22 protein-coding genes are annotated in these 23,253 nt (G+C 48.7%); 5 read left to right on the forward strand and 17 right to left on the reverse strand.

Annotation, left to right across the window (positions count from 1 at the left end; all coding sequences use genetic code 11):
* Window positions 1-100 precede the first annotated feature (100 nt).
* From C7R93_RS05445 to C7R93_RS05460, 4 genes are all read right to left on the reverse strand, one after another.
* Window positions 101-1,183, reverse strand: a complete 1,083-nt coding sequence (locus tag C7R93_RS05445; RefSeq protein ID WP_106837862.1) for a glycoside hydrolase family 15 protein — start codon at window positions 1,181-1,183, stop codon at window positions 101-103.
* A gap of 167 nt (window positions 1,184-1,350) precedes the next feature.
* Window positions 1,351-2,175, reverse strand: a complete 825-nt coding sequence (locus C7R93_RS05450; protein WP_106837863.1) for an inositol monophosphatase family protein — start codon at window positions 2,173-2,175, stop codon at window positions 1,351-1,353.
* A gap of 321 nt (window positions 2,176-2,496) precedes the next feature.
* Complete coding sequence (locus C7R93_RS05455; protein WP_007722942.1) at window positions 2,497-2,709, reverse strand: CstA-like transporter-associated (seleno)protein; 213 nt, start codon at window positions 2,707-2,709, stop codon at window positions 2,497-2,499.
* Window positions 2,706-4,796 carry a carbon starvation CstA family protein gene (locus C7R93_RS05460; RefSeq protein ID WP_106837864.1) on the reverse strand — a complete coding sequence of 697 codons (2,091 nt, stop codon included), beginning with the start codon at window positions 4,794-4,796 and terminating at the stop codon, window positions 2,706-2,708. The genes C7R93_RS05455 and C7R93_RS05460 overlap by 4 nt, the downstream gene beginning before the upstream one ends.
* Window positions 4,797-5,052: 256 nt before the next feature.
* Between C7R93_RS05460 and C7R93_RS05465 the strand changes: the two genes are divergently transcribed.
* Window positions 5,053-5,538 carry a hypothetical protein gene (locus C7R93_RS05465; protein WP_106837865.1) on the forward strand — a complete coding sequence of 162 codons (486 nt, stop codon included), beginning with the start codon at window positions 5,053-5,055 and terminating at the stop codon, window positions 5,536-5,538.
* 64 nt (window positions 5,539-5,602) lie between these two features.
* Here C7R93_RS05465 and C7R93_RS05470 read toward each other — a convergent pair whose 3' ends face one another.
* From C7R93_RS05470 to trxA, 6 genes are all read right to left on the reverse strand, one after another.
* Window positions 5,603-6,385: a LytR/AlgR family response regulator transcription factor gene (locus C7R93_RS05470; RefSeq protein WP_106837866.1), complete on the reverse strand. Its 783-nt coding sequence runs from the start codon at window positions 6,383-6,385 to the stop codon at window positions 5,603-5,605.
* The gene (locus C7R93_RS05475; RefSeq protein WP_106837867.1) at window positions 6,363-8,087 is read right to left on the reverse strand and encodes a sensor histidine kinase; all 1,725 of its coding nucleotides are present in this window, start codon (window positions 8,085-8,087) and stop codon (window positions 6,363-6,365) included. The genes C7R93_RS05470 and C7R93_RS05475 overlap by 23 nt, the downstream gene beginning before the upstream one ends.
* Before the next feature lie 154 nt (window positions 8,088-8,241).
* On the reverse strand, window positions 8,242-9,069 hold the full coding sequence (locus C7R93_RS05480; RefSeq protein ID WP_106837868.1) for a GNAT family N-acetyltransferase: 828 nt from the start codon (window positions 9,067-9,069) through the stop codon (window positions 8,242-8,244).
* 42 nt (window positions 9,070-9,111) lie between these two features.
* On the reverse strand, window positions 9,112-9,522 hold the full coding sequence (locus C7R93_RS05485; RefSeq protein WP_279629442.1) for an RNA polymerase sigma factor: 411 nt from the start codon (window positions 9,520-9,522) through the stop codon (window positions 9,112-9,114).
* Between the two features lie 198 nt (window positions 9,523-9,720).
* Window positions 9,721-10,812, reverse strand: coding sequence for a 4-hydroxyphenylpyruvate dioxygenase (gene hppD / locus C7R93_RS05490; RefSeq protein ID WP_106837869.1), 1,092 nt, complete (start codon window positions 10,810-10,812; stop codon window positions 9,721-9,723).
* A 225-nt stretch (window positions 10,813-11,037) separates the two neighbouring features.
* Window positions 11,038-11,355: a thioredoxin gene (gene trxA, locus C7R93_RS05495; RefSeq protein WP_017250634.1), complete on the reverse strand. Its 318-nt coding sequence runs from the start codon at window positions 11,353-11,355 to the stop codon at window positions 11,038-11,040.
* A gap of 290 nt (window positions 11,356-11,645) precedes the next feature.
* Here trxA and C7R93_RS05500 point away from each other — a divergent pair, with 290 nt between their 5' ends.
* Window positions 11,646-12,062 (forward strand): RrF2 family transcriptional regulator, encoded by a 417-nt coding sequence (locus C7R93_RS05500; protein ID WP_106837870.1) that lies wholly within the window; start codon window positions 11,646-11,648, stop codon window positions 12,060-12,062.
* 89 nt (window positions 12,063-12,151) lie between these two features.
* Complete coding sequence (locus C7R93_RS05505) at window positions 12,152-12,838, forward strand: class I SAM-dependent methyltransferase (protein WP_208637791.1); 687 nt, start codon at window positions 12,152-12,154, stop codon at window positions 12,836-12,838.
* A gap of 82 nt (window positions 12,839-12,920) precedes the next feature.
* Here the strand turns inward: C7R93_RS05505 and C7R93_RS05510 are convergent, their stop codons facing one another.
* On the reverse strand, window positions 12,921-14,339 hold the full coding sequence (locus C7R93_RS05510; RefSeq protein ID WP_106837872.1) for a hypothetical protein: 1,419 nt from the start codon (window positions 14,337-14,339) through the stop codon (window positions 12,921-12,923).
* Between the two features lie 133 nt (window positions 14,340-14,472).
* Between C7R93_RS05510 and C7R93_RS05515 the strand changes: the two genes are divergently transcribed.
* Window positions 14,473-16,146: a M14 family metallopeptidase gene (locus C7R93_RS05515; RefSeq protein ID WP_106837873.1), complete on the forward strand. Its 1,674-nt coding sequence runs from the start codon at window positions 14,473-14,475 to the stop codon at window positions 16,144-16,146.
* Window positions 16,147-16,339: 193 nt separating this feature from the next.
* Here C7R93_RS05515 and C7R93_RS05520 read toward each other — a convergent pair whose 3' ends face one another.
* Both C7R93_RS05520 and C7R93_RS05525 read right to left on the reverse strand, forming a co-directional pair.
* Window positions 16,340-17,284 carry a methyl-accepting chemotaxis protein gene (locus C7R93_RS05520; RefSeq protein ID WP_106837874.1) on the reverse strand — a complete coding sequence of 315 codons (945 nt, stop codon included), beginning with the start codon at window positions 17,282-17,284 and terminating at the stop codon, window positions 16,340-16,342.
* A gap of 24 nt (window positions 17,285-17,308) precedes the next feature.
* The gene (locus tag C7R93_RS05525; protein ID WP_106837875.1) at window positions 17,309-18,064 is read right to left on the reverse strand and encodes a hypothetical protein; all 756 of its coding nucleotides are present in this window, start codon (window positions 18,062-18,064) and stop codon (window positions 17,309-17,311) included.
* A gap of 85 nt (window positions 18,065-18,149) precedes the next feature.
* Between C7R93_RS05525 and C7R93_RS05530 the strand changes: the two genes are divergently transcribed.
* A complete protein-coding gene (locus tag C7R93_RS05530; protein ID WP_106837876.1) occupies window positions 18,150-19,562 on the forward strand; it encodes an RsmF rRNA methyltransferase first C-terminal domain-containing protein in 1,413 nt (470 codons plus the stop codon).
* A gap of 564 nt (window positions 19,563-20,126) precedes the next feature.
* Here C7R93_RS05530 and C7R93_RS05540 read toward each other — a convergent pair.
* The 4 genes from C7R93_RS05540 to C7R93_RS05555 all read right to left on the reverse strand — a co-directional run bounded on the left by C7R93_RS05540 (window position 20,127) and on the right by C7R93_RS05555 (window position 23,003).
* Window positions 20,127-20,372: a hypothetical protein gene (locus C7R93_RS05540; protein ID WP_106837877.1), complete on the reverse strand. Its 246-nt coding sequence runs from the start codon at window positions 20,370-20,372 to the stop codon at window positions 20,127-20,129.
* Window positions 20,373-20,544: 172 nt separating this feature from the next.
* Window positions 20,545-21,165, reverse strand: coding sequence for a LysE family translocator (locus tag C7R93_RS05545; protein ID WP_244191454.1), 621 nt, complete (start codon window positions 21,163-21,165; stop codon window positions 20,545-20,547).
* 5 nt (window positions 21,166-21,170) lie between these two features.
* On the reverse strand, window positions 21,171-21,605 hold the full coding sequence (locus C7R93_RS05550) for an Lrp/AsnC family transcriptional regulator (protein ID WP_106837878.1): 435 nt from the start codon (window positions 21,603-21,605) through the stop codon (window positions 21,171-21,173).
* Between the two features lie 228 nt (window positions 21,606-21,833).
* Window positions 21,834-23,003 (reverse strand): hypothetical protein, encoded by a 1,170-nt coding sequence (locus C7R93_RS05555; RefSeq protein WP_106837879.1) that lies wholly within the window; start codon window positions 23,001-23,003, stop codon window positions 21,834-21,836.
* Between the last annotated feature and the right edge of the window lie 250 nt (window positions 23,004-23,253).

Here is a 23,253-nt window from a genome sequence, read left to right on the forward strand (position 1 = left end):
AGCCACCATCGCCACTTAGTTCGGTCCTGAGATGAGCATAGTAAGAAATGGTGTCAATAGATGTCAGTAATAAGAAAAACCTGGAAGACACTCTTCCTGGTTAGTTCTGAATGCCAAGCTCTGCCGCCAGCACGAGAAACATCGCATGCGACCAAAGAAGCGGCACAGCGGGATAGCCTGCCCTCTCCACCCATGTCTCAAAATGAGCCGGAGAAAGTAAATGCTCCTGCACTTGTTCAGGCAGTCCGCCCGCTTGACGCTGGGTAGCCATCCACGCTGCTATCTTTTCCGCTTCTTCACGCCTGCCCGTTTTCACGTAATACCACCCCAACCACGCAGATAACAGCAGCCACTGCCCCCCGCCGTAATACGTATCGACCTTGTAGCGATGCACGCCGTATCCTGCGCGCAGATCCTCTTCTATGGCCTGCACTGTTCGGATCATAAGCGGATCATCCACGGTGACAATCCCAAACGGCAGGGCCAGCCAGAGAAGACTGGCATCCACAGAATGATCCCCGACGGATTTTATCAATCGCCCGTTGGCTGTGCCATGCTCGTATATGAACTGGCGAATCGTCTCTCCTAGCTGCGCGAGTTCGGAAGCTCGGTCGGACAAATAAGGCTCCATCGACTTGATCCCGGCATAAATGGCTCCTAGCGTCACCGGGTGGATTCGGTCTCCTCCCTCTTCCCAGCAATCAAAGTTAGGGAGCTGCCAACACGCCGCTACATAGTCAATCGTCAGTTCAATAGATGGCCTCAGCTCGTGAATCAAGTCATGCTCCCCACTCATCTGTACATGCTCTGCCAGCCCCCACAGCCAGGTCCCGTAGCCATCGAGCTGAAAGCTGCCCCATTCCCCTGCTACTTCTTCTCCGTCAACTGTATAGCGCGTATGCAAAAAGCGGTTGTTTCCCGCATCATTGTTGTCTTGTCCTGCTTTTACTGCCGAAATGGCTGCTCTTGCTTTTGTCTCATGCTTTCGGATCACATAATCGCACCATTGGTAAAACTTGCGGGCGCTCCCATGGTTGCCGGTACGGTTCATCGCATATGCCGTAAATGTTCCATCACGGAGCCACGCATACTGATAGTGGACAAATGCGGGTGAAGCGAGATACGCCCCGGTACTCGCTTGATGCTGAAGGATCAACTGTACACTTTCCTCGATCAGGGTCACGGTTATCCCCCCTTGTTCGGACAAGCCGCCTTCGTAGCAAATACAGTTGCTGCTCGTCTTCCGGCTATGTTTCTATAGCATATGCAACCGACGTCCAAACGAAAACCCAACTTGCATAGCAAAAGAAAACCCGCTGGATTCGCATAGCCAGCGGGTTCTTGTGACACTTAATTTTGTGAGGGTACATCGGTCTGTTCAGATTTCAGGAAATGCTGCAGCTCCTCATAAAAAGTCGGGTTGCAAGCCATCACGCTGCTCTTTTGGTCGTACGGCAGTGCTGTCCCCATCATGGTCGTCACCCGACCGCCCGCTTCCTCCACAATAATGCGAGCTGCCCCGAAATCCCACGCATTGAGCTGCATACTGACATAGCCATCCAGTCTTCCTGCAGCCACATACGCCATCTCTAGAGCGGCGCTTCCTAACAGGCGCATACCGCGAACCTTCCCGGCAAGCTTTTTCACGATCAAATCGATGCCGATCTGCTCAGCACGCTTGTTCCAAAATACGCTCGTGCATAACAAAGCTTGTTCCAGGCTCACTGCTCGATTCACCTGCAAGGGACGATCATTGAGAAAAGCCCCTCCCCCTTTTACCGCATAAAACAACTCGTCTCTGGAAGGATCGTAAACCGCTCCGACCATTCCCTCTCCCTTATGATAGACGGCAATGGAAACGGAAAAATTGATTTGCTGATGAACAAAATTGGTCGTGCCATCAATCGGGTCGATGATCCAAAGCGTGTCATACTGCTTGTAATCCTCAGCATGTGCACTCTCTTCTCCCAAAATTCCGTGATCAGGGAAACGTGCCTGAATCATCTTAATGACGTGATTCTCTACTTCTTTATCTACGGCTGTAACTAGATCGGAGGCTGATGTTTTATACTCGACGGTAAAAGGCTCCTTCATTCGCTTCAGACTCAGCTCACCCGCTGAACGGGCGCATTGCAAAGCGAGCTCCTTGAGAGCCGCCAGTGTTGATGCTTGCACACGTATCGCCACCTAAAACTTGACATATTTTTTCGCAAAGAGCGTCCCTTTCTTCTAGAAAGAGAGGCTTCGACGTTTTATTTGAAGATGATGAGACAGCTCGTGCTACAAAACGGCCATGCTATATTTTTAGTGTACCATACTTTACCTGCTGTTACACCACACGTTAGCCATAGGGAATACGCCTGAAATGTCGTAGTTTATCAAGACCTAAGTCATAGTTCCCCCTTGAAAGCGCCCGACGCTCGTCCCACAACACGGAAAAAGGATGCCTCCCTCGTCATCTCTGACCGTGGAGACATCCTTTTTTGTATAGCTACTTTAGCAGCAACGAGTCACGCCGCCTTTTTCAAACCGTTCGGTCAATGCGTACATGTAGTACTCACGCTCTGTCATCGGAAAAATACCGGGTGCCCCATGCGTCTCGTACCAATGGGCGAGATAGCGGTCATAGTCGGGCATTCCAAAAATGGTTTTAATAGCAGAGCTCACTGTGCGCATCGCCTTTCGCATGGCTCTTAGCTTGCGCCTCATGCTACGTGATGGCCTTTCCCGTCAAATACATTTCCTTTGGACTTGATGTACGGCGACTCCTGCAACGGATATTGCTTGCCGCGAAGAATATTGATCCATACCCGCGCTCCGTCGAGAATAATCCCAATCGTAATGACCATGAAGATCGCACATACCACCGCATCGATCTGGTCGTTGAAGATCATTTTCTGTGCAGCTTCCACCGTTTTTACTCCTTTTGGCAGCGTACCGGCATCCAGTGCCTTTTGGAATGATTCTGCATGCGAGAGGAACCCGATTTTCGGATCAGGATGGAACAGCTTTTGCCAGCCCGCTGTCAGCGTCGCAGTCGTCAGCCAAGCCATCGGTACGAGTGTGATCCATGAGTAGGCAGCTTTGCCCATTTTGAAAATAATCGTCGTCCCCACCGTAAACGCAATCGCGGCGAGCATTTGGTTGGCGATACCAAAGAGCGGCCACAGCGTGTAAATGCCTCCCAATGGGTCCATGACACCTTGAAGCAGGAAGTATCCCCACCCGATGGTAATAATCCCAGAACCAATGAGATTACCTGGCAGCCAGTTGACTTCCTTCATTTTCGGAATGACGTTACCGAGCATGTCTTGTACCATAAATCTTCCGACTCGCGTTCCCGCATCGATCGTCGTCAAAATAAATACGGCCTCGAACAAGATCGCAAAGTGATACCAGAATGCCATTAATGCCTTGCCACCCAATACACCGGAGAAGATCGTCGCCATCCCAATTGCCAGTGACGGCGCTCCTCCCGTCCGTGAAAGGATCGTCTTCTCTTGAATATCGTTGGCGAGAGTTGTTAGCTGGTCAGGGGTTACCGTATAGCCCCAGCCCGTTATCGTCGTTGCAACTTGGACTGCGTCCACACCAATCGCCGCAGCAGGCGAGTTGATCGCAAAATAGACGCCGGGAGTCAGCACGCACGCTGCAATCATCGCCATAATGGCGACACCAGACTCCATCAGCATACCGCCATATCCGATCAATGGCGCATGCGACTCCTTCGCGATCATCTTCGGCGTCGTTCCGGATGATACGAGTGAATGGAATCCCGATACGGCTCCGCATGCAATGGTAATAAAAAGGAAGGGGAACAGATTTCCTGCGAAAACAGGGCCCGTACCATCAATGAACTTCGTCAGGGCAGGCATTTGCAATGGCGGCAGTGTCAGCACGATTCCCACCGCCAACACCGCAATCGTCCCTACTTTTAAGAATGAGCTGAGGTAATCACGCGGCGCCAGTAGCAGCCACACAGGCAAAACCGATGCAATAAAACCGTACACAATAATCATCCAGGCAAGCTGTACCTTGGAAAACGTGAAGGCTGGTCCCCATGTTGGCGAGGCAGCAACGATTTGACCGAGCCAGAGGGAAAGGAACAACAGCGCCAGCCCGATGATCGATCCCTCCATTACCTGCCCCGGTCGGATATACCTCATGTACAAGCCCATCAATATTGCGATTGGCAACGTCATGAATATCGTAAAGGTAGCCCACGGCGATTCAGCAAGAGCGTTCACAACAACCATCGCCAAAACAGCAATCAGGATAATCATAATGGCAATAATACCAACCAAAGCGAGCGCTCCACCTACAGGACCGATCTCCTCCTTGGCGATTTGACCGAGGGACTTTCCGTTGCGACGCATCGATCCGAACAAAATAATGAAGTCCTGCACCGCTCCACCGATCACGACCCCGACAATAATCCAGATCGTTCCCGGCAAATATCCCATTTGCGCAGCCAGCGTAGGACCTACGAGTGGACCTGCACCTGCAATCGCGGCGAAATGGTGCCCAAACAACACCCATTTGTTCGTTGGCACGAAGTCTTTTCCGTCGTTGTTCACTTCTGCCGGAGTCGCGCGATTGTCATCGAGCGCCATTAATTTTTTGGATATCAATTTGCTGTAAAAACGATAAGCTACAGCATAAGTGCAGAATGCGGCTGTCAGTAACCAGAACGAGTTGACTGATTCCCCTTGCCAGAGCGCTATCATCCCGAATCCGACAGCACCCAATGCAGCTATCCCGCCCCAAATCAGGAGGGAAAGTAGCCATTTCTTCATCCGAGTCGCCTCCTTTTATTTATTAAATATTCAGTCAATCAACCTTAGAAAAAGGTATCACATCGGACAAATTACCAACATAAAAAATGGCTGAACCGTACAAAAACAGGCACAAGCTGCACCATCCTCGTTTGAGTGTAAACGCATTCAATTCGGGGACGTAGAAAGTCTCCGCCCCGAGTCTGATCCAAATTCCTCCACAATATGTTAAAGTTATACACATATTGGTATGAAAACCAAAAAGGAGAATACGCACATGCGACAAATCGGGGGTTACATCATTATCGGAATCGGAGCGATCTTTGTTCTGGCAACCTACCTGAACATACCGCTCGCTATAGACATGCTATGGCCAGTCTTTCTTCTCATTCCAGCAATCGGGTTTCATATTTTCTTTTTTATGAATCCGCAGCCACATCGAGCTGGATTACTCGTACCAGGCGGGATCTTGCTCGTCTACGCTCCACTCTTCTTTTTCAGCCAGCTATTTTTGGGCGGTGATATGAGCACGACGTGGCCCTTTTTCCTGATTGGTCCTGCCGTTGGGCTTACCGAGCTGTACATATTCGGCAGTCGCAAACCCGCTCTCTTGATCCCCATCGGCATCCTTACCGTCATTGCCATCGTGTTTTTGATCGCGAACCTGGCGTCTACCCAAGTAGGTGGCATCCTCGGCTTGCTCCTGATCGTCTTCGGCGGGATCATGGTGACGCGAAAGAAAAACGATCACTATCCCATGTAAGCATTTGGAAAAGAACAGACCAATCCTACTCTCCAAAAGAGGATGCAGGATTGGTCTGTTTGTTTTAAAAGCCCAATCGTCTCTTCAATTCCTTCACGACATTACGGCTGACAGGCACCTCTGTTTTGCGCTGATCTTGCATGACCAAATGAATCGAGCCTTTGAACCAAGGTACGAGCTCTGCCGTTTTGGATAAATTGACAATAAAAGCGCGATGCGTCCGAAAAAACTGCTGGCGTGATAGCCTGCTCTCCAGCTCCTGCAACGTAAACGTGGTCGCATATTGCTCACCTGTTGTATAAATGCTCGCATACCTTCCTTCCAAAGTGGCATAGACGATTTCGTTTGGATCAATCAGCATGATCTTCCCGTTTTTCTCCACCGGGACACGGCGCGGCTGAGTATCGACTAGCACATTTTGCAGAAGGGACTGTAACCTTTCCTCCAGCATCGGTGCCGCATTTATTGGAGGCTCACTTTTCCGCATCATTTTCCGTACCCGGTTCATCGTCTTCTCCAGCCGCATTTCGCTGAACGGCTTGACGATATAATCGACGGCTTCGGCCTCAAATGCTCGAACTGCATGAAATTCATACGCACTTGCAAAGATGATGACAGGAGGATTGACCATGGATTCCAGAAGCTCCTGCCCCACGTCGACACCATCCCGGTCTTGCAGGTGGATGTCCAAAAAGACCGCATCCGGTTCTGTCTGAAGAACCGCCTCCAACGCCTCTTCCCCACTGCCCGCCTCTCCTACGACAGACACTTCCGAAAACTGCTCCAGCAAATACCGCAGTTCTTCTCTGGCTGGCGTCTCATCATCAACGATGAACACTTTGAGCACTGACGTTCACCCCTATTGGTAATTGTATGGTGCATGTTGTGCCGCTCCCGCTTTTGCTCTCGATCACGATTCCATACGGATCTCCGTAGATCGACTGGAGACGGCTTTTTACATTGGCAAGACCGATCCCAGATAATTGCCGCCCTGCACTCTTCTCTGCTATGGCTGGCTTGAATGGGTCCCCATCCATTCCGACTCCATTGTCTGCCACTGTCAGCTCGACGATTTGCTTTTCTTTGCGGCGGGCACGAATCACTACGGTTCCCCCTTCGCGTTTGGGCAACAGCCCGTGCTTGACCGCATTTTCTACCAGCGGCTGCAAAATCAGTCCCGGCACAGTAAACCGCTCCACGCCTTCCTCGATGTCGTACTCTACATGGAGCTTGTCCTCAAACCTCGCACGTTCGATCGCCAAATACGCTTCGATATGCTCCAGCTCACGCGCCAGACTGACATATCCACCAGAGTCATGTAAATTACGCCGGAAGTACTCCCCCAAATGAATCAACAGCTCACGGGCCTGTTCGGGACGAAAGCGAATAAACGAAACGATCGTATTCAGCGCATTGAACAAGAAATGCGGGTTGATCTGGGCATGCAAGGCTTTGATTTCTGCATCTGCCAACAGACGGGACTGCTTTTCAAGCTCAGCCAGTTCGAGCTGACTCGATATCAGGTTCCCCAATCCGCGTACGAGTTCCAAGTCCACAGCAGACAGTTTTCGCGAGCGATCTTGATACAGCTTGAGCACGCCTGCCACTTCACGTCTTCGCATCAAAGGTACGAGGATCGCATAGCGCAAGGAACAATTCGTCTCCCTGCACCCAATCTCTTCCCTCGTCTGAGCAATCTTTACTTCTTTGGTCGATAAAACTTCACTGGTCGCCTTGGTTGTAATACCTTCCCCCACTACGTGATGGGACGAGCCTGCGCCAACATGTGCAAGCACAGAGCGCGTATCGGTAATCGCTACTGCGGCTACACGCGTTGTCCGCAATATTTCCTCCGCTACCTTTTGGGCAGAGTCATACGTCAATCCTTGACGCAAGTAAGACAGCGTTTTGTCCGCTACTTGCAGCGTTCGCTGGGCTTGGAGCGCCCCGATCCGATCTTCTTCTTTTTTTGCCAAGTCAATAATAATGATCAAAATAGCAATTCCGACCGAGTTGACGACAGACATCGGTACACTAATGGCCTGCACCAATGCCAATGCGTCTGCGTAAGGACGTGCGATGAGCAAAACAATTCCCATTTGCAGCCACTCAGCCAAAAAACCGACGAAGAGTGCTGTCGTCCACCCGATTTTTTTGCTGCGGTTACGGCGGAACTGATAGATTAATCCCGCAAACAAGCCCTCGCTAATCGTCGAGATAGCACAAGCCAAGTCCGTAAAGCCCCCCAATGAATAACGATGAATCCCCGCAATCAGCCCCGTCATCAGTCCAACCCAGGGGCCAGCCAGCAAGCCTGCCACGACAGTCCCGATCACGCGTGAATTCGCAATCGCATCCTGATACCAGATGCCATTATAGGTACCCAGTATGGAAATAGCGGAAAAAATGACGACCATCAGTACTTTTTCTCGCCACGTCGCTTGCTGGTTCAATATGCTGCGGAATGCGCGTACACGCGTAAACAGCAAGGCCGCCACTATCAACACAGCTGTCCGTTCCGTCAACGGAACCATTAATGCCATATTCATTGGTTCATCCCTTTCATGTCGCTACCAGCTGTTCGTTTCTATAACTAATCAAAATATTCACTTTTCACCTCGTTTTTCCCTTTTGCTTCTCTTCCTTTCCTACTAAAAAAGGTTGCCGAAGTGATTTCGACAACCTGTGGATACCTGTATCGTTTTAGTATTCGAACTCCAGTATTTTACACTTTTCCTTAGGCTCAAATCCTAGCTTTGTCCCCAGACGTACCGACTCCTCATTGGTCTGAAGCGTGGTCCAGTGCGGTGTCAGTCCATGTTCCATACAATGCTCCAGATACGCCGCGCAAGCAAGCGTAGCAAAGCCTTTGTTCATGTCTGCTTCCTCGTACGTTTCCACGCTAATTTCATGGTCACGCTCATGGACACAGCAAGACAGGCAAGCACTCACAATCGTATTTCCTTTGCATACGCAAAAGCCTACACCCCACTGCAAAAAATCATCCATCGAATGATAGAATTCTTCTACTACCTCTATTAGGATGTTGTCAGAGTCGTTTTCCATGACAATTGCATCGATTTTTTTCAACGTGTATCCTTCGGGCAGAGGGCGATAGCTGTCCTTTCGCGCTTGGAATTGCTCGGGATTGAACTGATAGTAATACTCCCAATCCGTTTCGATCTCTCGATGCGAGATAGCTTTGGTCACTGCCTCTTCCCATGCTTCATCTGGCACAACCGCCAGAAAATGAGTGCCCCCGCACGATTCGGTCGTATATCTGCGCAATTCTCCCTCAATAAAGGCACCCAGATCCGCTGTGAACGCTCCATTGGCAGCATCTCCTACGAAAATGCTGATCACGCCGGTTTGATCGACCAATGCTGTCCGGGGCTGCTCTACATCATCTACGTAAATCGCTCCTCGATTTGTCCCATTGATAATCGCCTGGATGGTCAGATCGTTCACGTTATCAGGTGACAGCAACGTTCTGATTTTTAGATAATCATTTCGTTCCAATCTATGTATCATCGCAAATTCGGCCCTTTCTCTTTCTTTTGGTCATCTGCGTAGTTATGCGGCTGATAGCGGAGTGAAGTCATTCAGACTCAGCTTCCGCATAATAGTCGGGTCATGGTCCACGTTCCTTTCCTGGGAGGATTCCAGCTCTTCTGCAAGCAGCACGCGAGCCCGGTGCAGCCGGGATTTCACTGTGCCCTCAGGGACACCTGCTCGCAAGGCGACTTCTTTGATCGGCAAATCCTCGTAATAGTGAAGCCAAACGACGATGCGCAGCTCATGCTCCAGCTTCCATACTGCCTCTGTTAGTTCAATGGCTTCATAGGGAGCCTGTACCGATTTCTCCTCGATTTGTAGCGGAGACAGCTCTACCGTTGGACTTCGTTTCTTTTTTCTCTGCCATTGCCTGCATTCGTTTATGAGAATCTGGATCATCCATGTTTTGAAATAAGCAGGCTCTCGCAGCGTGCTGAACTTCCGTCTTGATGCTCACATTGCATAAGCCTCCTTTTTTCTCCAATATTTGGTTCCTACTAGTATAGATGACAGAGGCGGTTAAATGGTTCATGCGTTTTTATTTTTTCTGCTTCGCGAACACAAAAAGACCATCCCTTCAGCATTTTCAGCCTGAGATGGTCTTGTCATGCTCGTTACATCAATGAATTACAGATTACCTCTGCGCTCCTGCTCGCGCTCCAGCGCCTCGAATAGTGCCTTGAAGTTACCATTCCCGAAGCCGCGCGCTCCTTTGCGCTGGATAATCTCGATAAACAGTGTCGGACGGTCTACAATCGGCTTGCTGAACAATTGCAAGAGATAGCCTTCGTCGTCTCTGTCAACCAATACACCCAGCTTTCTCAACGCCTCGATGTCTTCATCAATTTCCCCTACGCGTTCCTTCAAATCTTCGTAGTACGCATCTGGCACCATGAGGAAATCTACGCCGTTATCACGCAGCTTCGATACGGTATCAATGATGTCATTGGTCAGGATAGCAATATGCTGTACGCCTGGACCTTTGTAGAACTCCAAAAACTCTTGAATCTGCGACTTGCGGCGTCCTTCTGCTGGCTCATTAATCGGGAACTTGATGCGTCCCGTTCCACTTTGCATCACTTTGGACATGAGCGCAGAATACTCCGTCGAGATGTCGTCCTCACTGAAATTTTGTACGGCTGTAAAGCCCATGACCTTTTGATAGTATTCCACCCACTCATCCATGACCTCGACGTTACCGACGATGTGGTCGATGCCGATGATACCCGTACTCTCCCCTTTGATTGAAGATTGGTAAGCTTTATAGCCTGGGAAGAATGGTCCGTTGTAATTTTTTCGTTCGATAAAGGAGTGAATGTTTTCTCCGTACGTACCGATAATCGCTTTTTTGACCGTTCCGAATTCATCCGTGTACTCAGTCGGTTCCATAATCGGGATTGCTCCGCGAGAAACTGCCTCCCGGTAAGCCTGTTCACAATCCTCTACACGTAGGGCAACGTCTTTAACTCCGTCCCCATGCTTTTTCACAAATTCTGCGATCGGGCTGTCAGGCGTAAGCGCCCCACTGATCACGAACGTCATATGCTTCTGCTTCAAGACGTAGGAAACCTTTTCCCGAGACCCTGTCTCCAAGCCCGCATAGGCTACTGCTTCAAAACCAAACGCATTTGTGAAATAGTGCATCGCTTGTTTCGCGTTACCCGTATAAAACTCCAGGTAGTCCCAGTCCTGAATCGGGAAAAAATCAGTATTGCTCATTACCTACCCCTCCGTTTTCCTTTTCGATTATTGACATTATTTTGTGAATTGGGATTATTTTGTCGTTATCTTGAGAGTACATTGGAAGCGCTTCCTCATGCAAGAACACGGAACAACGCGAAAACGCTCAAACGCTTTCATTTAATAAAGTACGCATACGTGTCACAACTGGATACCAAAAAGCCACCGATCAAGTTGACCGATGGCTTTCGCTGCGTTTTCCTATTACCTATGTTTGAAAACAAATTGTTTCAATTCCGCTAGAGGGGCCGCTCCTACGACTTTGTCGATCAATTCCCCGTTTTTGAGCAAAATGGTCGTTGGTAAACTCATTATGCCATACTGATTGGCGATCTCCGTTTGTTCATCGACATTGACCTTTAGGACTCTCACTTCGCTGCTATGCTCTCCATCAAACGATTCGAGTATCGGCCCAAAAAAGCGGCATGGCCCGCACCAAGGTGCCCAAAAATTGACGAGTGTATAGCCTTCGCTTTTTACATCATGTTGAAAGGTAGTGTCTGTCGTGTGGCAAATGCTCATTTGTACTTTCCTCCCCTTTTTATGTTGAACAGTTTTTCGAAACGACCATTGCAGACCCGCAATATCCTCAATAGAGACAAAAAAATAACTCGCTGCACTTGGATCATTTCAAACAACTCATTCGCAGACTTATCGTATCTATAATATCCTTTAAAGATTTTTTGTGTCAAGTTGCACCTTCCTAAAATGGGCATCGAAAGTGCAGATGATAGCACGAATCACTCTTCCCCTTGCTCACGCTTCCAATTAACTTTATGATGGATGTATTAAGTCCATGATTGAGGTGTCTTATGAAGTATTCACAGGCAACAGACTATGCCCTCCATGCGATGCTCTATCTGGTGGCAGAAGCGCCTGATAAACCCGTTAGTGTTCAGCTTTTAGCAGAGAAGCTAGGCGTTTCACAAACGTACCTATCCAAAATGCTGACGAAACTGGTCAAGGCTGGGTTAATCCACTCGGTATCTGGCGCAAATGGCGGATACAAGCTCAAACGCAACCAGGATGATATATCGTTTCTGGATGTGATCCAAGCCATTGAAGGGAATACCTCTTTGTTTGAATGCAGCTTCCATCATGATAGTGCCTGTCTGATTCAACAGGTTGTGGCAGACGCTGAGCAGCAAATGATGCATACGCTGAAAAGTAAAAAAATTGCTGACTTGGTCGCACATATCCCCAAACAACCTCATGACCGTTTGACGTAAAACAACTTCCCTGAAAAGCTCCGGCCGCCTCGACCGGAGTTTTTCTTCATAATGGTATCGTTCATTCGATGAGAAAGGTGTGAACAGTGATGAGCCAATGGACGGAACAAGCCGCCAAGCAATGGGATCAATTTGCAGAAGACTGGCAAAAAAGAAGTGAGCACATGTGGGAAAAAGGCAGCCGCAGCACCATCCTCCCCTTTTTTATGAAGCATGTACCTGTCGGATCGGGCCCTGTTCTTGATGCAGGCTGTGGTGACGGCTATGCCAGTTGCAAGCTTGCAGAGCACGGCTATCAGGTGGAGGGCGTCGACATTGCCGGGGAAATGATTCGTCTCGCTCATGACCGGGTCATTTCCTTCCCAGGTTCTGTTCATTTTCAGACAGGAGACATCAGTGAGCTTCCTTTTGCCAATGATTCATTCTCCGGTGTGCTCTCGATTAACGTAGTGGAATTCACGCCGTCTCCGCTCAAGGCACTCTTGGAGCTTTACCGCGTGCTCGCACCCGAAGGGATTCTCGTCTTGGGTATCCTCGGTCCTACAGCAGGCCCACGCGCTCATAGCTATCGCAGACTATATGAAGAGGCAACGATCCAAAATACGATGATGCCCTGGGAAGCCAAGCAGTTGGCGAGCGAAAATGGCTTCACACTGCTGGGAGAAGAGCCCGTATACAAAGAAGGAATTACGCCAGATATCGCAGGCCGCTTAAGCGTAGAGCTACGAGAGGCTGTCAGCTTTTTGACCCTGTTCGCTTTGCGGAAAATAGATTAAATGAACTCGCCGGTACATGCAAAAAACCCGCAAGAAAGCCACTCTGATAAAGTGTCCTTCCTACGGGTCACATTTCTATCTGTTACCGATACTGAACATTATTCAGCTGCATCCACATCAATTTACTCTCAATCAACATCGCAATGGTCATCTCATCCATTCCGTGCAGCTGACGGTACAAGCGCTGGGTTTCGACCAAGTCATTGTAGGTCAAGAACGGATAGTCCGGTCTGCCGAATGTCCCATCTGGAAAATACGCGTAATGCAAATCGCCATTTCCGAGAATCCACTGCGATCCGAGGTTTACGACACCGTAGAGCATGATGTCTGCTAAGTCTCTGTCTGTCCGGTCCCCGAATTGCATATAGCTTTTGTAGAGAAAATTGATTTCGGCCAACTGATGATTCAAAGAAACGTGAGTCTGAATCATTGGATGGGTGGCTGTTGCGTAGTCGGCAACCAGCCAACCCTGCTGGACACCAGCGATGGCAAAATGGTTCATGGCTGCGTGATTGTGAAAGTAAGAAACATATTTTTTCGCAGATTGGCAAAAGTCCTTTTCTTGATACTGATCACAGCCCCGAAGCATGAGATCAGCCGCTCCTGTGTTGAATCTCGTATCGTAAAAGCCTTCTGGTATCCCGTAATCGCCGCTTAACCACAAGGAGCGTGGCTGCGTCTTCCAGTACCCCTCAGGCTCCTGCTGTTTCAGGCTCGCTTTCAGCATTACATAGCCCATATCTCGGGCAGCCTTGCTTCCACCTGTATATAAAAAGGAGCGAAGGACATAATTTTCGGGAATCCGCCAAAAGGAGGACGCCGAAGTCGGCTCGTACGTTGAAGGACTTTGGTAGTAATACCCATCGTACAGCCATTTTGCCTTTTCCGTAACGTCCAAGTTAAGCCAGATGTTGTCAATCGATTGCTCTCCCCAAGGAACGAGCGGATCTCTCGAATCGAGCGCCCACATTTCGCTGATAAATCCTGCTTTCATCGGCAGCTTGATCACTAGCTCGACACCAGAAGCCGTCTGTTTTACTTCGATTGGCAACGCCAAAGCCGGCTTTTCTTCAATCGTAGCTCTGCCTTTATCCACGTAGGTAATGGGCTTACCTAACCAAATATACCTACCCTCCGTCTCTACAAAACCAGCGGAAAGCGGAAGCGTCTGGACTTGATCAAGCGTGACAACCTTCCAATACGGTTTATTCGACTCATCATAGGCTCGATAACGGAACATCATGTTCTGTCTGTCACCCTGAATCGGGATCGTGAAAACGTAGGGCATCATATTGCGCTGACCTGTGATTTTATGGGCCCAATACGTGACACCATCCGAGAATCGAAATTCTTGTTTTTGGTGGATCGCACGATTCAGTTGGTCAACATTCTCTGTTTCTGTTGGTTTTTTCCATTCGTTTGCAGAAATATGGCTCGGAAAGAAACTACTTACGGCGATGGCCGTCATCAAAAGGAGCACTCTGCTGATTTTTCTGACCATGTCATCCCCCTATTCTATTAAAGCAGAACCGAAAGTCCTACTTTAAAATGAATATTTCGTAGCGATTATTATTTTTATAATAATCTGATAAATTAATCTTAGGTGTCTAACTTTGTTTCGCAGGAGGGAATTTATGGACAAGAAAGTACGCTACGCTGTTTCTACTGCACTCGTAATATCTCTGTTCACCAGCCCCTCATTGATCCATGCCACCCAAGCTGATCCACACACCCCAATTCCTTATTACGGAATGGGGCCAACCTATGTACAGCCTGCACAGATTGAGAGCTTGTTTCCCAAACCAAATATCCAATTTGGGACACCCGGCTTCCAAGAAGGAAAAGAAGCTTTTACGTCCCAGGAAGAAATGATGGCTTACATAAGCAAATTGGCAGCATGCACCAAAGAAATCAAGCTGCTATCCATCGGTACATCATTGGAAGGTCGTGATATCCCCCTGCTTCTGTTCAGCAAAGACCACAGTAAGATCAAACAAAACAAGGAGAAACCACTCATCTGGCTACAGGCACAAATCCACGGGAATGAACCCGCCTCTGGTGAATCTGCTCTCGTGATCGCTAAATGGCTGGCAGAAGGAAAACTTGGCGCCGACCTCCTGGATAGAGTAAACGTCGCGATCATTCCTCGCATCAATCCGGATGGCTCCTACCAGTTCAAACGTTACATCGCGACAGAGCTGGATGCCAACCGTGACTACATGAAGGTAGAATACCCAGAGGTGCAAGCGGTTCACCAAGCCATCAACGCCTATCAACCTGATGTGGTGCTTGACGCCCATGAATACGGCGTCTCTTCCAGCCAACTTCGCGATGTTGGGGAAAAAGGCGCGATCTCTTCCTACGATGTTCTGATCTCCTCTGCGAAAAACTTGAATATCCCCGCCAACCTGCGCAAAATGTCCGACAACCTGCTCTTGGCTGACGTTCAAAAAGCGCTCGATAAGGAGCAACTCTCTCATCACGCTTACTATACGCTGGCAAAAGGCAAGGACGGTAAAGTGACCGCAACAGAAGGCAGCACAGAAACAAGAATCGGACGTAATGCCTTAGGTCTGAAAAACACATTGACGTTTTTGGTGGAAACGCGCGGCATCGGCATTGGACGCGCCGATTTTGAACGACGTGTATACAGTCAGGCCATGACTCACGCTGCTGTCATCCAATCAACAGCGGCCAACGCCAAAGCAATCAAGTCCGCCGTGACCCAGGCACGCGCAGAAATCACGGAAAAAGGCAAAAAGGCAAACGACAACGATAAGCTCGTCATCCTGAGTGAAAATAAGCGAATACCGGGTCAGTCTCTCGAGGTGGTCGATCTAGCCACGGCAAAAAAAGTGTCTACCCCCATCGACTGGGTGAGTTCCACGGACGCCTATCCCGTACTCGAACGCGAGCGCCCCACTGCTTATCTCATGCCTCCTGCCTACCATGACGTTGCGGCCAAGCTGGAACTGCTCGGTGTCTCGGTAAGCATGCTATCGAAAGAAACAACCATAGCGGTAGAAAGCTACACCATTTTGGAAAACAAGGTGAATACGATTTACGAGAATGGGCATTTCACTAATCAAGTGACTGCAAATGTAACAGAAACAACGAAAACCTTTCCTGCGGGTAGCTACGTGTTCAGCATGGCCCAGCCAAACGCCAACTTCATTGCATTGGCCCTAGAACCGGAATCCGTAGACAGCTACGTTTCGTTTAACTTCTTGCCCGTTGAAAAAGGCGATGAAGTCCCGGTTTATCGCTATATGCTGGAGCAAGCGCTACCCACCACACAAAAGAACTAAAGGAAAAATAAATTCCCCTCTCTAAAGTTAGACTCCTGAGAGGGGAATTTTGTTACATGTATGGGCTTACTTTATTTTCCCGGATGGAATCCGTGGTTCGCTTGATTTTGTCTGCATTCGCCCCAGAATCCGTCGTGTAATTTGCAAAAAAGTCCGCATCGCTTGGATACGGACTCCTTCTGCTTGCTTATGATCACAATAATGTTTTGGCATCCTTTACGCTCGTCGCGAGCATTTGCTCTACCGCGTTTGCGTCCCTCACATGCTGGGTCAAGCCTTCATTCAGCTCGTCCAGCAAGCCCTTTGCATCACTTACCTGCTGGGACACATCGTCAGCAAACCGCTTTTGATGCGCGATGATTTCCATCACTCCTGACACTTCAACGTTTAGTGCCTGGAAAGCGTTCACGATCTGATCCGTCTTCTCCGCAGCATCCTTGCTGATGGAAAGTCCATTTTTGATCGCACTGCTGCTTTTTTCACTGTTGGACAACGCCTCTTTTGTTTCTTCCTGAATCTTGCCGATCAATTCTGCAATCGTCTTGGTGGAATTCGCTGTCATCTCGGCCAACTTCCGTACTTCATCCGCTACTACAGCAAAGCCTCGGCCTTGTTCACCCGCACGTGCCGCTTCTATCGCTGCATTCAAAGCGAGAAGATTGGTCTGATTGGCAATGTCGCTGATCACCTTGACGATACTCGTAATTTCCGAAGAGCGCTCTTCCAAGCGGCTCATGGACTTGGACGTATGGACCGATTCTTTGTCGAGCAGGCTCATGACTTCCACAACGTCCGTCATAGCCTTCTTGCCTTCATCTGCACGCGCTACCGATTGTCTACAGATGTCCGTCAGGCGCTCTCCTCGAACCGACAACTGGCTCGCAGATTCATCATCCCGCTCGTTAACGGCCTGGATATTATCTACGACTCGCTTCATCCTCGTCACCAATCGCGCCAATTGATCGTGTTCGGCGTTCACCGCTTGGTTCGAAGCGAGGATCGCACCAATTTGCTCGTAAATACCGCGAAGCTCCTGTTTCCTAACGTCTTGCTGTCCTGCGATTGTGGTTGTGGGAGTTGCCACTGTCGTCGCTGCTGTCTCTTTTTCTGCTAGGCCTTTGTCTTTTTTCCAAAACATCCGCTTCCCTCTCCTTTGTACCCATCAATTGTCACTTCGGCGGCTATATACGCGGGACTCGATTATTCCCGGATGTTGTTTCGCCAAGCTCAGCAAGTTTTCCAAGAAATAATAGTGACCCTCCAAGAGCTCCACGTCTTTGCGCTCAAAATGCTTCACCTGCAAATACTGCTGCATTTCCAAAGCATAGCGCTCCAGTTTATCGTGAAAATCGTTGGCACGAAGCATTTGCTCCACTTCTGGATATTCTGTTTTCAGGCGACTCAACTCGCTGTATACACGCCCACCCTCCAGAATCATCTGGTAGGCTGTACGCTCGAGCGTAGCTGTCGTAGCTGCCTCCTGCTCCTCACGCTCCTCGCGCAAAGCTGCCAAGTACGTGATAAAATGGTAGACAGTTAAAAACAATGGTCCTAAAAATAGAATGATCCCTGCCTTGTACACATGCTGATTGGACAAATTGCTGATGAGCAGGAATAAGTGAAACAAGATCGCACCCAACCATACATAGATAATGATTTGGTGATTGATCTTCCCTGCCTTTTGGTGTCGAGAAAAGGCAAAGGTAAGTCCGAGCAGATAAAAGGCAAGTAACGTAAAGCTGGCAGAAAACAAAGCCATCTCCATATCGATCAGCCAATCTGCGTCGGCGGGTATTTCGATAAAGAATTCAAAAGCGAGCACCAGCAGTGAGAACAGCAACCCCATGATCCAAAACCGGCTTACTTCCGAGTCATTCCTCCGCCGGGAGCGGTAGCGTTTTGCACGGGATCCTTCCATAATGCTCTCACCTCATTCTCTATGATTCGCCATGATTCTATCTTTTCCTTTCACATGGGGCCAAAATCTGACATCGGAGGCTGTTATGACAAAAAATTTACCAACACCATTTACCGAGCGCATGAAAACCTTGCTCGAGCACGATTATGAGGTATTCGTCTCCTCGTATGATCAACCTGTGACACACGGCTTGCGGGTCAATCCGTTGAAAGTGGGTCGTGACGATTTCTTGAAAATCTCGCCGTTTGCTCTGGATACAATCCCTTGGTGCGAAAATGGTTTTCGCTACAAAGAGCCAGACCGTCCCGGCAAGCATCCTTTTCACGCCGCTGGTATGTACTATTTGCAGGAGCCAAGCGCGATGTCCGCTGCCGAAGCACTCGGCGCACAACCTGGTGAGCGAATCCTCGACCTGTGTGCAGCGCCAGGAGGGAAATCGACGCAGCTTGCAGCGTTTTTGCGTGGACAAGGAATGCTCGTGGCAAACGAAATCCATCCTGTTCGGGCAAAAGCCTTGTCAGAAAATCTGGAGCGCTGCGGCGTGACCAATGCCGTCGTGACTAACGAAACGCCTGAACGCTTACAGGAGCGTTTCCCCCAGTTTTTTGACCGAATTTTAGTAGACGCTCCATGCTCTGGCGAAGGAATGTTTCGCAAGCTACCTGAAGCAATCGAAGACTGGAGCCCCGCAAAAGTTACCGAGTGCCATCTCATGCAAGGCGATATTCTCGAAGCGGCTGCTGCTATGCTGAAGCCGGGCGGGACTCTGGTCTACTCCACCTGCACATTCGCTCCGTTGGAAAATGAGCAGTCACTGGTTAACTTCCTGGGCCGTCACCCGGAATTTGAGATCGTCTCACTGCCACATGCAGATTGCTTTTCTGCTGGTCAACCGGAGTGGGCGTCTCCGCAAAACGAGCAGCTCACCCAGACAGCCAGATTATGGCCTCATCGTCTACAGGGAGAAGGTCATTACCTCGCCAAGCTGCAAAAAAGTGATACCGCTGAAGTTCATGAACCTTCCGGAAAGCGAAAAGAAAAGCGTGCGGCAAAATCTGCTCCAGCAGGTCGAAAAGAAGCTTTGGCAGCCTGGCGCACGTTTGCGGACGAAGCGCTCCCAGCGCTCTTCGAAGCATTCGATGATGAAATGGCTTTTCTTTTGTTCGGCGAGCAACTCTACTACTCACCCGCTTCCGAGCTCGATTGGGACAAGCTCAAGGTCGCGCGCGTCGGTCTGCATCTAGGAACCGTAAAAAAGAACAGATTTGAACCTGCACACGCCTTGGCACTCTCCCTCTCACCTGCGGAGGCAGCCCGTGTCGCTTCGTATAGTGCCAACGATCCTGAAATGTTGCGGTACTTAAAAGGAGAAGCGCTCACGCGAGATGGTGAAAGCGGCTGGACGCTGGTTACTGTGGATGGATTCTCCATCGGTTGGGGCAAGCAATCAGAGGGGCAACTCAAAAATCATTATCCAAAGGGTCTGCGCTGGTTGTAGTTAATCTTTGGCCCACTGTTGTGGTGGGGAGGAAACAGGAGAAAACGCTCAGATTCTTGGAACACTCGCTGGGGGATTCACTGTCCGACTCCATGCAAAAAGCGAAACCGCATCCAAAGTTGTCCATTCAGGTTGCTATCTCAGAAGTGGACGCTTAAAGGCGTGTTTCGCTTTTTGCATTGCGTCTCGGTCGGTGTTCCAAAGATCTTGCGCTTATTTCTCCTGTTTCCTCTACGAGCTATACGGTGTTATCCGATCTTTAAAAATGAAAGAGCAATGAAGAATATCTTCAGTAACGCCAGAGAAGAATATTTCCAGACGTAGCGACTTGTGGAGTCCTACCGAGCGAAAGAAGCGATTCGCGGGCATCAGAAAAAACGCAACCTGCCCTAGCGGCGTAGCGGCTACCACTTTTGCGTTTCCCCGCGAATCGTTTCGGAGCGGACAGTCCACACTTTCCGAGGGACGGAGCCTGGAGCCTAGTCTGGAAATATTCTTCTCCCAACCACAGACACATAATCAACCCAAAAAGCCCACAAAGCTGTGGGCTTTTCTCTTTTTTCCTTATGACCGCCCTCTGCGGGACGGAGTGTCTACTACGGTTAAAGAGCCATTTCTTATGTAACGCAATATTTTTGAAACAGATATCCCTGTAGCATTGGCAATTTGCATCGCATTCGAATTCGGATAAGTTCTCACGTAATTGCGAATCATCTGGTAGTCTTGTATTTCGTTTTCTCCGCAAACCTGGCAACTGTACTCTCCCCGGCCCATCGGACTGCCGCATTTCAAGCACGTATCCGTCGTCATCACTGGTTCTCCTCACACCCTGTACTATGGTACTTTCACAAGAAAGGGTTCTATCTTCCTATCTATTACCCAAATCACATGGGAGGAAAACACTATTTTCTATTACCAATCTTATTCAAATAAAATTCGATGCAGCCATGCCGAACTCCTTCAATCGGTCAGTATGGCGGCATCAGACAGCTTTTTGTAGAAGGACAATCGCAAACCCAATCAGAAAGACACCACTGAGCCCATGAAAAACGTTGAGCCATCCCGAGCGAAAAAATCGAGCCAAATACGCAGCCAAAAAAGCTATCAGCCCCAGGAACAAGAAAGTCGATAACAAACAGCCTGTAGCAAACAAGAATAAATCCGTTGAATGAAGAAAAGTGCCTGATGCCAAGAGTGAGCCAAATACTCCCGCCCAAAACAGAACCGTCAGAGGATTCGCGAGCGTCAGAAGCACACCATGCCAAAAGCTGCTTCGAGCAGTTGGAGCTTGTTGGATGGGATCTTGATCTTGTTCATGTTCTCCTCTGCCTTTTATGGCACGCAAGGTTTGAATCCCAAACCAAGTCAAAATGAGGGCTCCCATCATCAAAACCATCTGTTTGACCCAATGGATAGTAAGCAACAGTGACAATCCCCCAATCGCCCCCACCATATAAACCGCATCTACTAGTGCAACCCCCAGTACCATCATGAGTGCATCTCGCAATCGCTGAGTCATCGAGCGATGCAACACCGCCAGACAAACGGGACCAACCGATAGCTGAAGCATCATCCCGAATAACAGACCGTTCCAGATCGCCATCGGATTCACATCTCCTCTTTCATGGAAGACAGGACGATCATCGTATTCGTCTTGCTTACACCTTCTACTTGCTTCAATGTTTCTGAGATAAACCGTTCCAGATCGGCCGTCCCTTTTACGGCAACCTTCAGGACATAATCGTAAGCTCCCGCAATATGATGGCATTCCAGCACACAGTCTGCCTGCACGATCGCTTCACGGAAGCCAGCGATGTGCTCCGTTTTTTCGATTTGCACCATGACAAATGCAATCAGGTGAAGCCCTAGCTGCTCCCGATCCAGCTTCACCGTGAATTGTTTAATGAGTCCCGTATCCTCTAGCTTGCGTATTCGCTCGGAGACCGCAGGCACAGACAAATGAACCTGCTTGCTGATGTCTGAGCTGGTGATTCGGGCATTTTCCCGCAATAAGCGGAGGATTTGTTCATCAATCCGGTCCATTAGATCCCCCTCCTTGTTTTACGTTCATTATAACAATTTCTTTCAAACAGAAGTATAACCGGGGTCATAACCGTATATTTTTAACTACTTACCTGGTTTTCTTATTTTTTTTCTGTTTCAGGTTGAATCTTAGAACGTATTCCTAATAGATTTAGGTCATCCTTCGATTTCGGGTACGAAAAAAGCTTATTCCTCCTGTCGAAGTGGGAATAAGCCTTTTTAGAAACGTTACTGCTCTTCTTTATTCCATTTCACAATCTTTGCCCCTTGCTCCAGAAGAGCTTCATATCCATACTTGCTCTTGATGCTCTCTATTTCTTTTTCCACGCTAGAACTGTCCTGTATGTTGAAATAGGATTTTACTATTTCATACTGTGTTTGACCCGGTTTCTGCGGGTGATCCTCGACCGCTGCTTTCCAAGGAATAGCGGCTTTGTCCATCAAGAGCTCGAGTGCTGAACCAGTCTCATACCGAATACTTCTTACCAAATAACGCGGGGTCAGTTGACCATTGGCACTCACATCAAGTACATGCCTAAACGTAACGTGATATGGCGCCTCTTTAGTCGCAAGAACGGTCAGCTTTCCACCTGTAAGCTCGCTGTAACGATACTCGATATAGCGGGCTGATCCCTCAATCGCCTCTGTCTTGGTTTCCCCCACCAGTTGTGGCCATTTCTGATAACGATAGTTGCGCACGATCGCCCATTCACGCAAGTGCTGTTTGATGGTGTCGGTATCGTTTGTAGCCATTGCCTGATCCAGCAGCTTGAATTCGAGTCCCATCAAGGCGTAATTTTCTTCTGTAACGGGGTAGTTATCAATGAATTCTGCCCCATCAGCATCATAGGTCCATTTTTTTTGTTTGAAGATGTGAAACGATTCATGCAGCAAAAAGGATGAAAAATCAAAATACAGCTCAGGGTCGCTAAACATTTTGGGATGATACTTATAATACATGGCTTCGGTGTCATCCATCTCAAGAGTCGCAAAGTTAAAGGGCATCCAAGCAGAAATCGTGGACGGATCAAAACGGCTGACACGATACACCTTAGGCAAACCGAATGACTCTGGTACTTTGATTTCTGTGGCAAACATGCTGTTTTCGAATTGCTTCACATTTACTGCAAAGGCTTCTTTTCGGAAAAACCCTCTATCTTTATTCGTGTGCACAAGCAGGAGCGGTAAGGTTCGAAAATCATACTCCTCATTCCAAAGCTGATCCGATGATTGCTCAAAATGCTTATAAATCGTCGATAACTCGGTTAACATCTGTTTGTCCGTTTCATTTAGCGACTCAAATTCAGTTTGAACCGTTTTGTTCATCACGATGAAAACCAAAACCAATCCTACGATTGCCACAAGAGAAACGAGAGCAATTTTATTTCTTTTTTTCATGATTCATCCTTACTTTAAAAAAGTTTTGTTTTACGAAACAATACACAACAATCTACCACAGTGTATGTATACATTTCAACGTAACACCGTTGTTAGAAAATGGAATGAAATAATTAATTTTCACTTCCATCCGATTCATGAGCATTTGTCCTATATTTACTTCGGTGAGTTTCGTGTCCCAAATGATCATATCCGTAAAATCCTACACATTTCATCATTTTTGCAGGGAATGCCCTTCTTGCCAAATCAA

The sequence above is a fragment of the Brevibacillus fortis genome (assembly GCF_003013395.1).
Classification (GTDB): domain Bacteria; phylum Bacillota; class Bacilli; order Brevibacillales; family Brevibacillaceae; genus Brevibacillus; species Brevibacillus fortis.

Bases quoted from the DNA above. Each gene is read 5' to 3' on its own strand.
- C7R93_RS05455 (WP_007722942.1), bottom strand. From the start codon at position 2,709: ATGAGGCGCAAGCTAAGAGCCATGCGAAAGGCGATGCGCACAGTGAGC.
- C7R93_RS05460 (WP_106837864.1), bottom strand. From the start codon at position 4,796: ATGAAGAAATGGCTACTTTCCCTCCTGATTTGGGGCGGGATAGCTGCA.
- C7R93_RS05465 (WP_106837865.1), top strand. From the start codon at position 5,053: ATGCGACAAATCGGGGGTTACATCATTATCGGAATCGGAGCGATCTTT.
- C7R93_RS05475 (WP_106837867.1), bottom strand. From the start codon at position 8,087: ATGAATATGGCATTAATGGTTCCGTTGACGGAACGGACAGCTGTGTTG.
- C7R93_RS05480 (WP_106837868.1), bottom strand. From the start codon at position 9,069: ATGATACATAGATTGGAACGAAATGATTATCTAAAAATCAGAACGTTG.
- hppD (WP_106837869.1), bottom strand. From the start codon at position 10,812: ATGAGCAATACTGATTTTTTCCCGATTCAGGACTGGGACTACCTGGAG.
- trxA (WP_017250634.1), bottom strand. From the start codon at position 11,355: ATGAGCATTTGCCACACGACAGACACTACCTTTCAACATGATGTAAAA.
- C7R93_RS05500 (WP_106837870.1), top strand. From the start codon at position 11,646: ATGAAGTATTCACAGGCAACAGACTATGCCCTCCATGCGATGCTCTAT.
- C7R93_RS05505 (WP_208637791.1), top strand. From the start codon at position 12,152: ATGAGCCAATGGACGGAACAAGCCGCCAAGCAATGGGATCAATTTGCA.
- C7R93_RS05510 (WP_106837872.1), bottom strand. From the start codon at position 14,339: ATGGTCAGAAAAATCAGCAGAGTGCTCCTTTTGATGACGGCCATCGCC.
- C7R93_RS05515 (WP_106837873.1), top strand. From the start codon at position 14,473: ATGGACAAGAAAGTACGCTACGCTGTTTCTACTGCACTCGTAATATCT.
- C7R93_RS05520 (WP_106837874.1), bottom strand. From the start codon at position 17,284: ATGTTTTGGAAAAAAGACAAAGGCCTAGCAGAAAAAGAGACAGCAGCG.
- C7R93_RS05525 (WP_106837875.1), bottom strand. From the start codon at position 18,064: ATGGAAGGATCCCGTGCAAAACGCTACCGCTCCCGGCGGAGGAATGAC.
- C7R93_RS05530 (WP_106837876.1), top strand. From the start codon at position 18,150: ATGACAAAAAATTTACCAACACCATTTACCGAGCGCATGAAAACCTTG.
- C7R93_RS05540 (WP_106837877.1), bottom strand. From the start codon at position 20,372: ATGACGACGGATACGTGCTTGAAATGCGGCAGTCCGATGGGCCGGGGA.
- C7R93_RS05545 (WP_244191454.1), bottom strand. From the start codon at position 21,165: ATGGCGATCTGGAACGGTCTGTTATTCGGGATGATGCTTCAGCTATCG.
- C7R93_RS05550 (WP_106837878.1), bottom strand. From the start codon at position 21,605: ATGGACCGGATTGATGAACAAATCCTCCGCTTATTGCGGGAAAATGCC.
- C7R93_RS05555 (WP_106837879.1), bottom strand. From the start codon at position 23,003: ATGAAAAAAAGAAATAAAATTGCTCTCGTTTCTCTTGTGGCAATCGTA.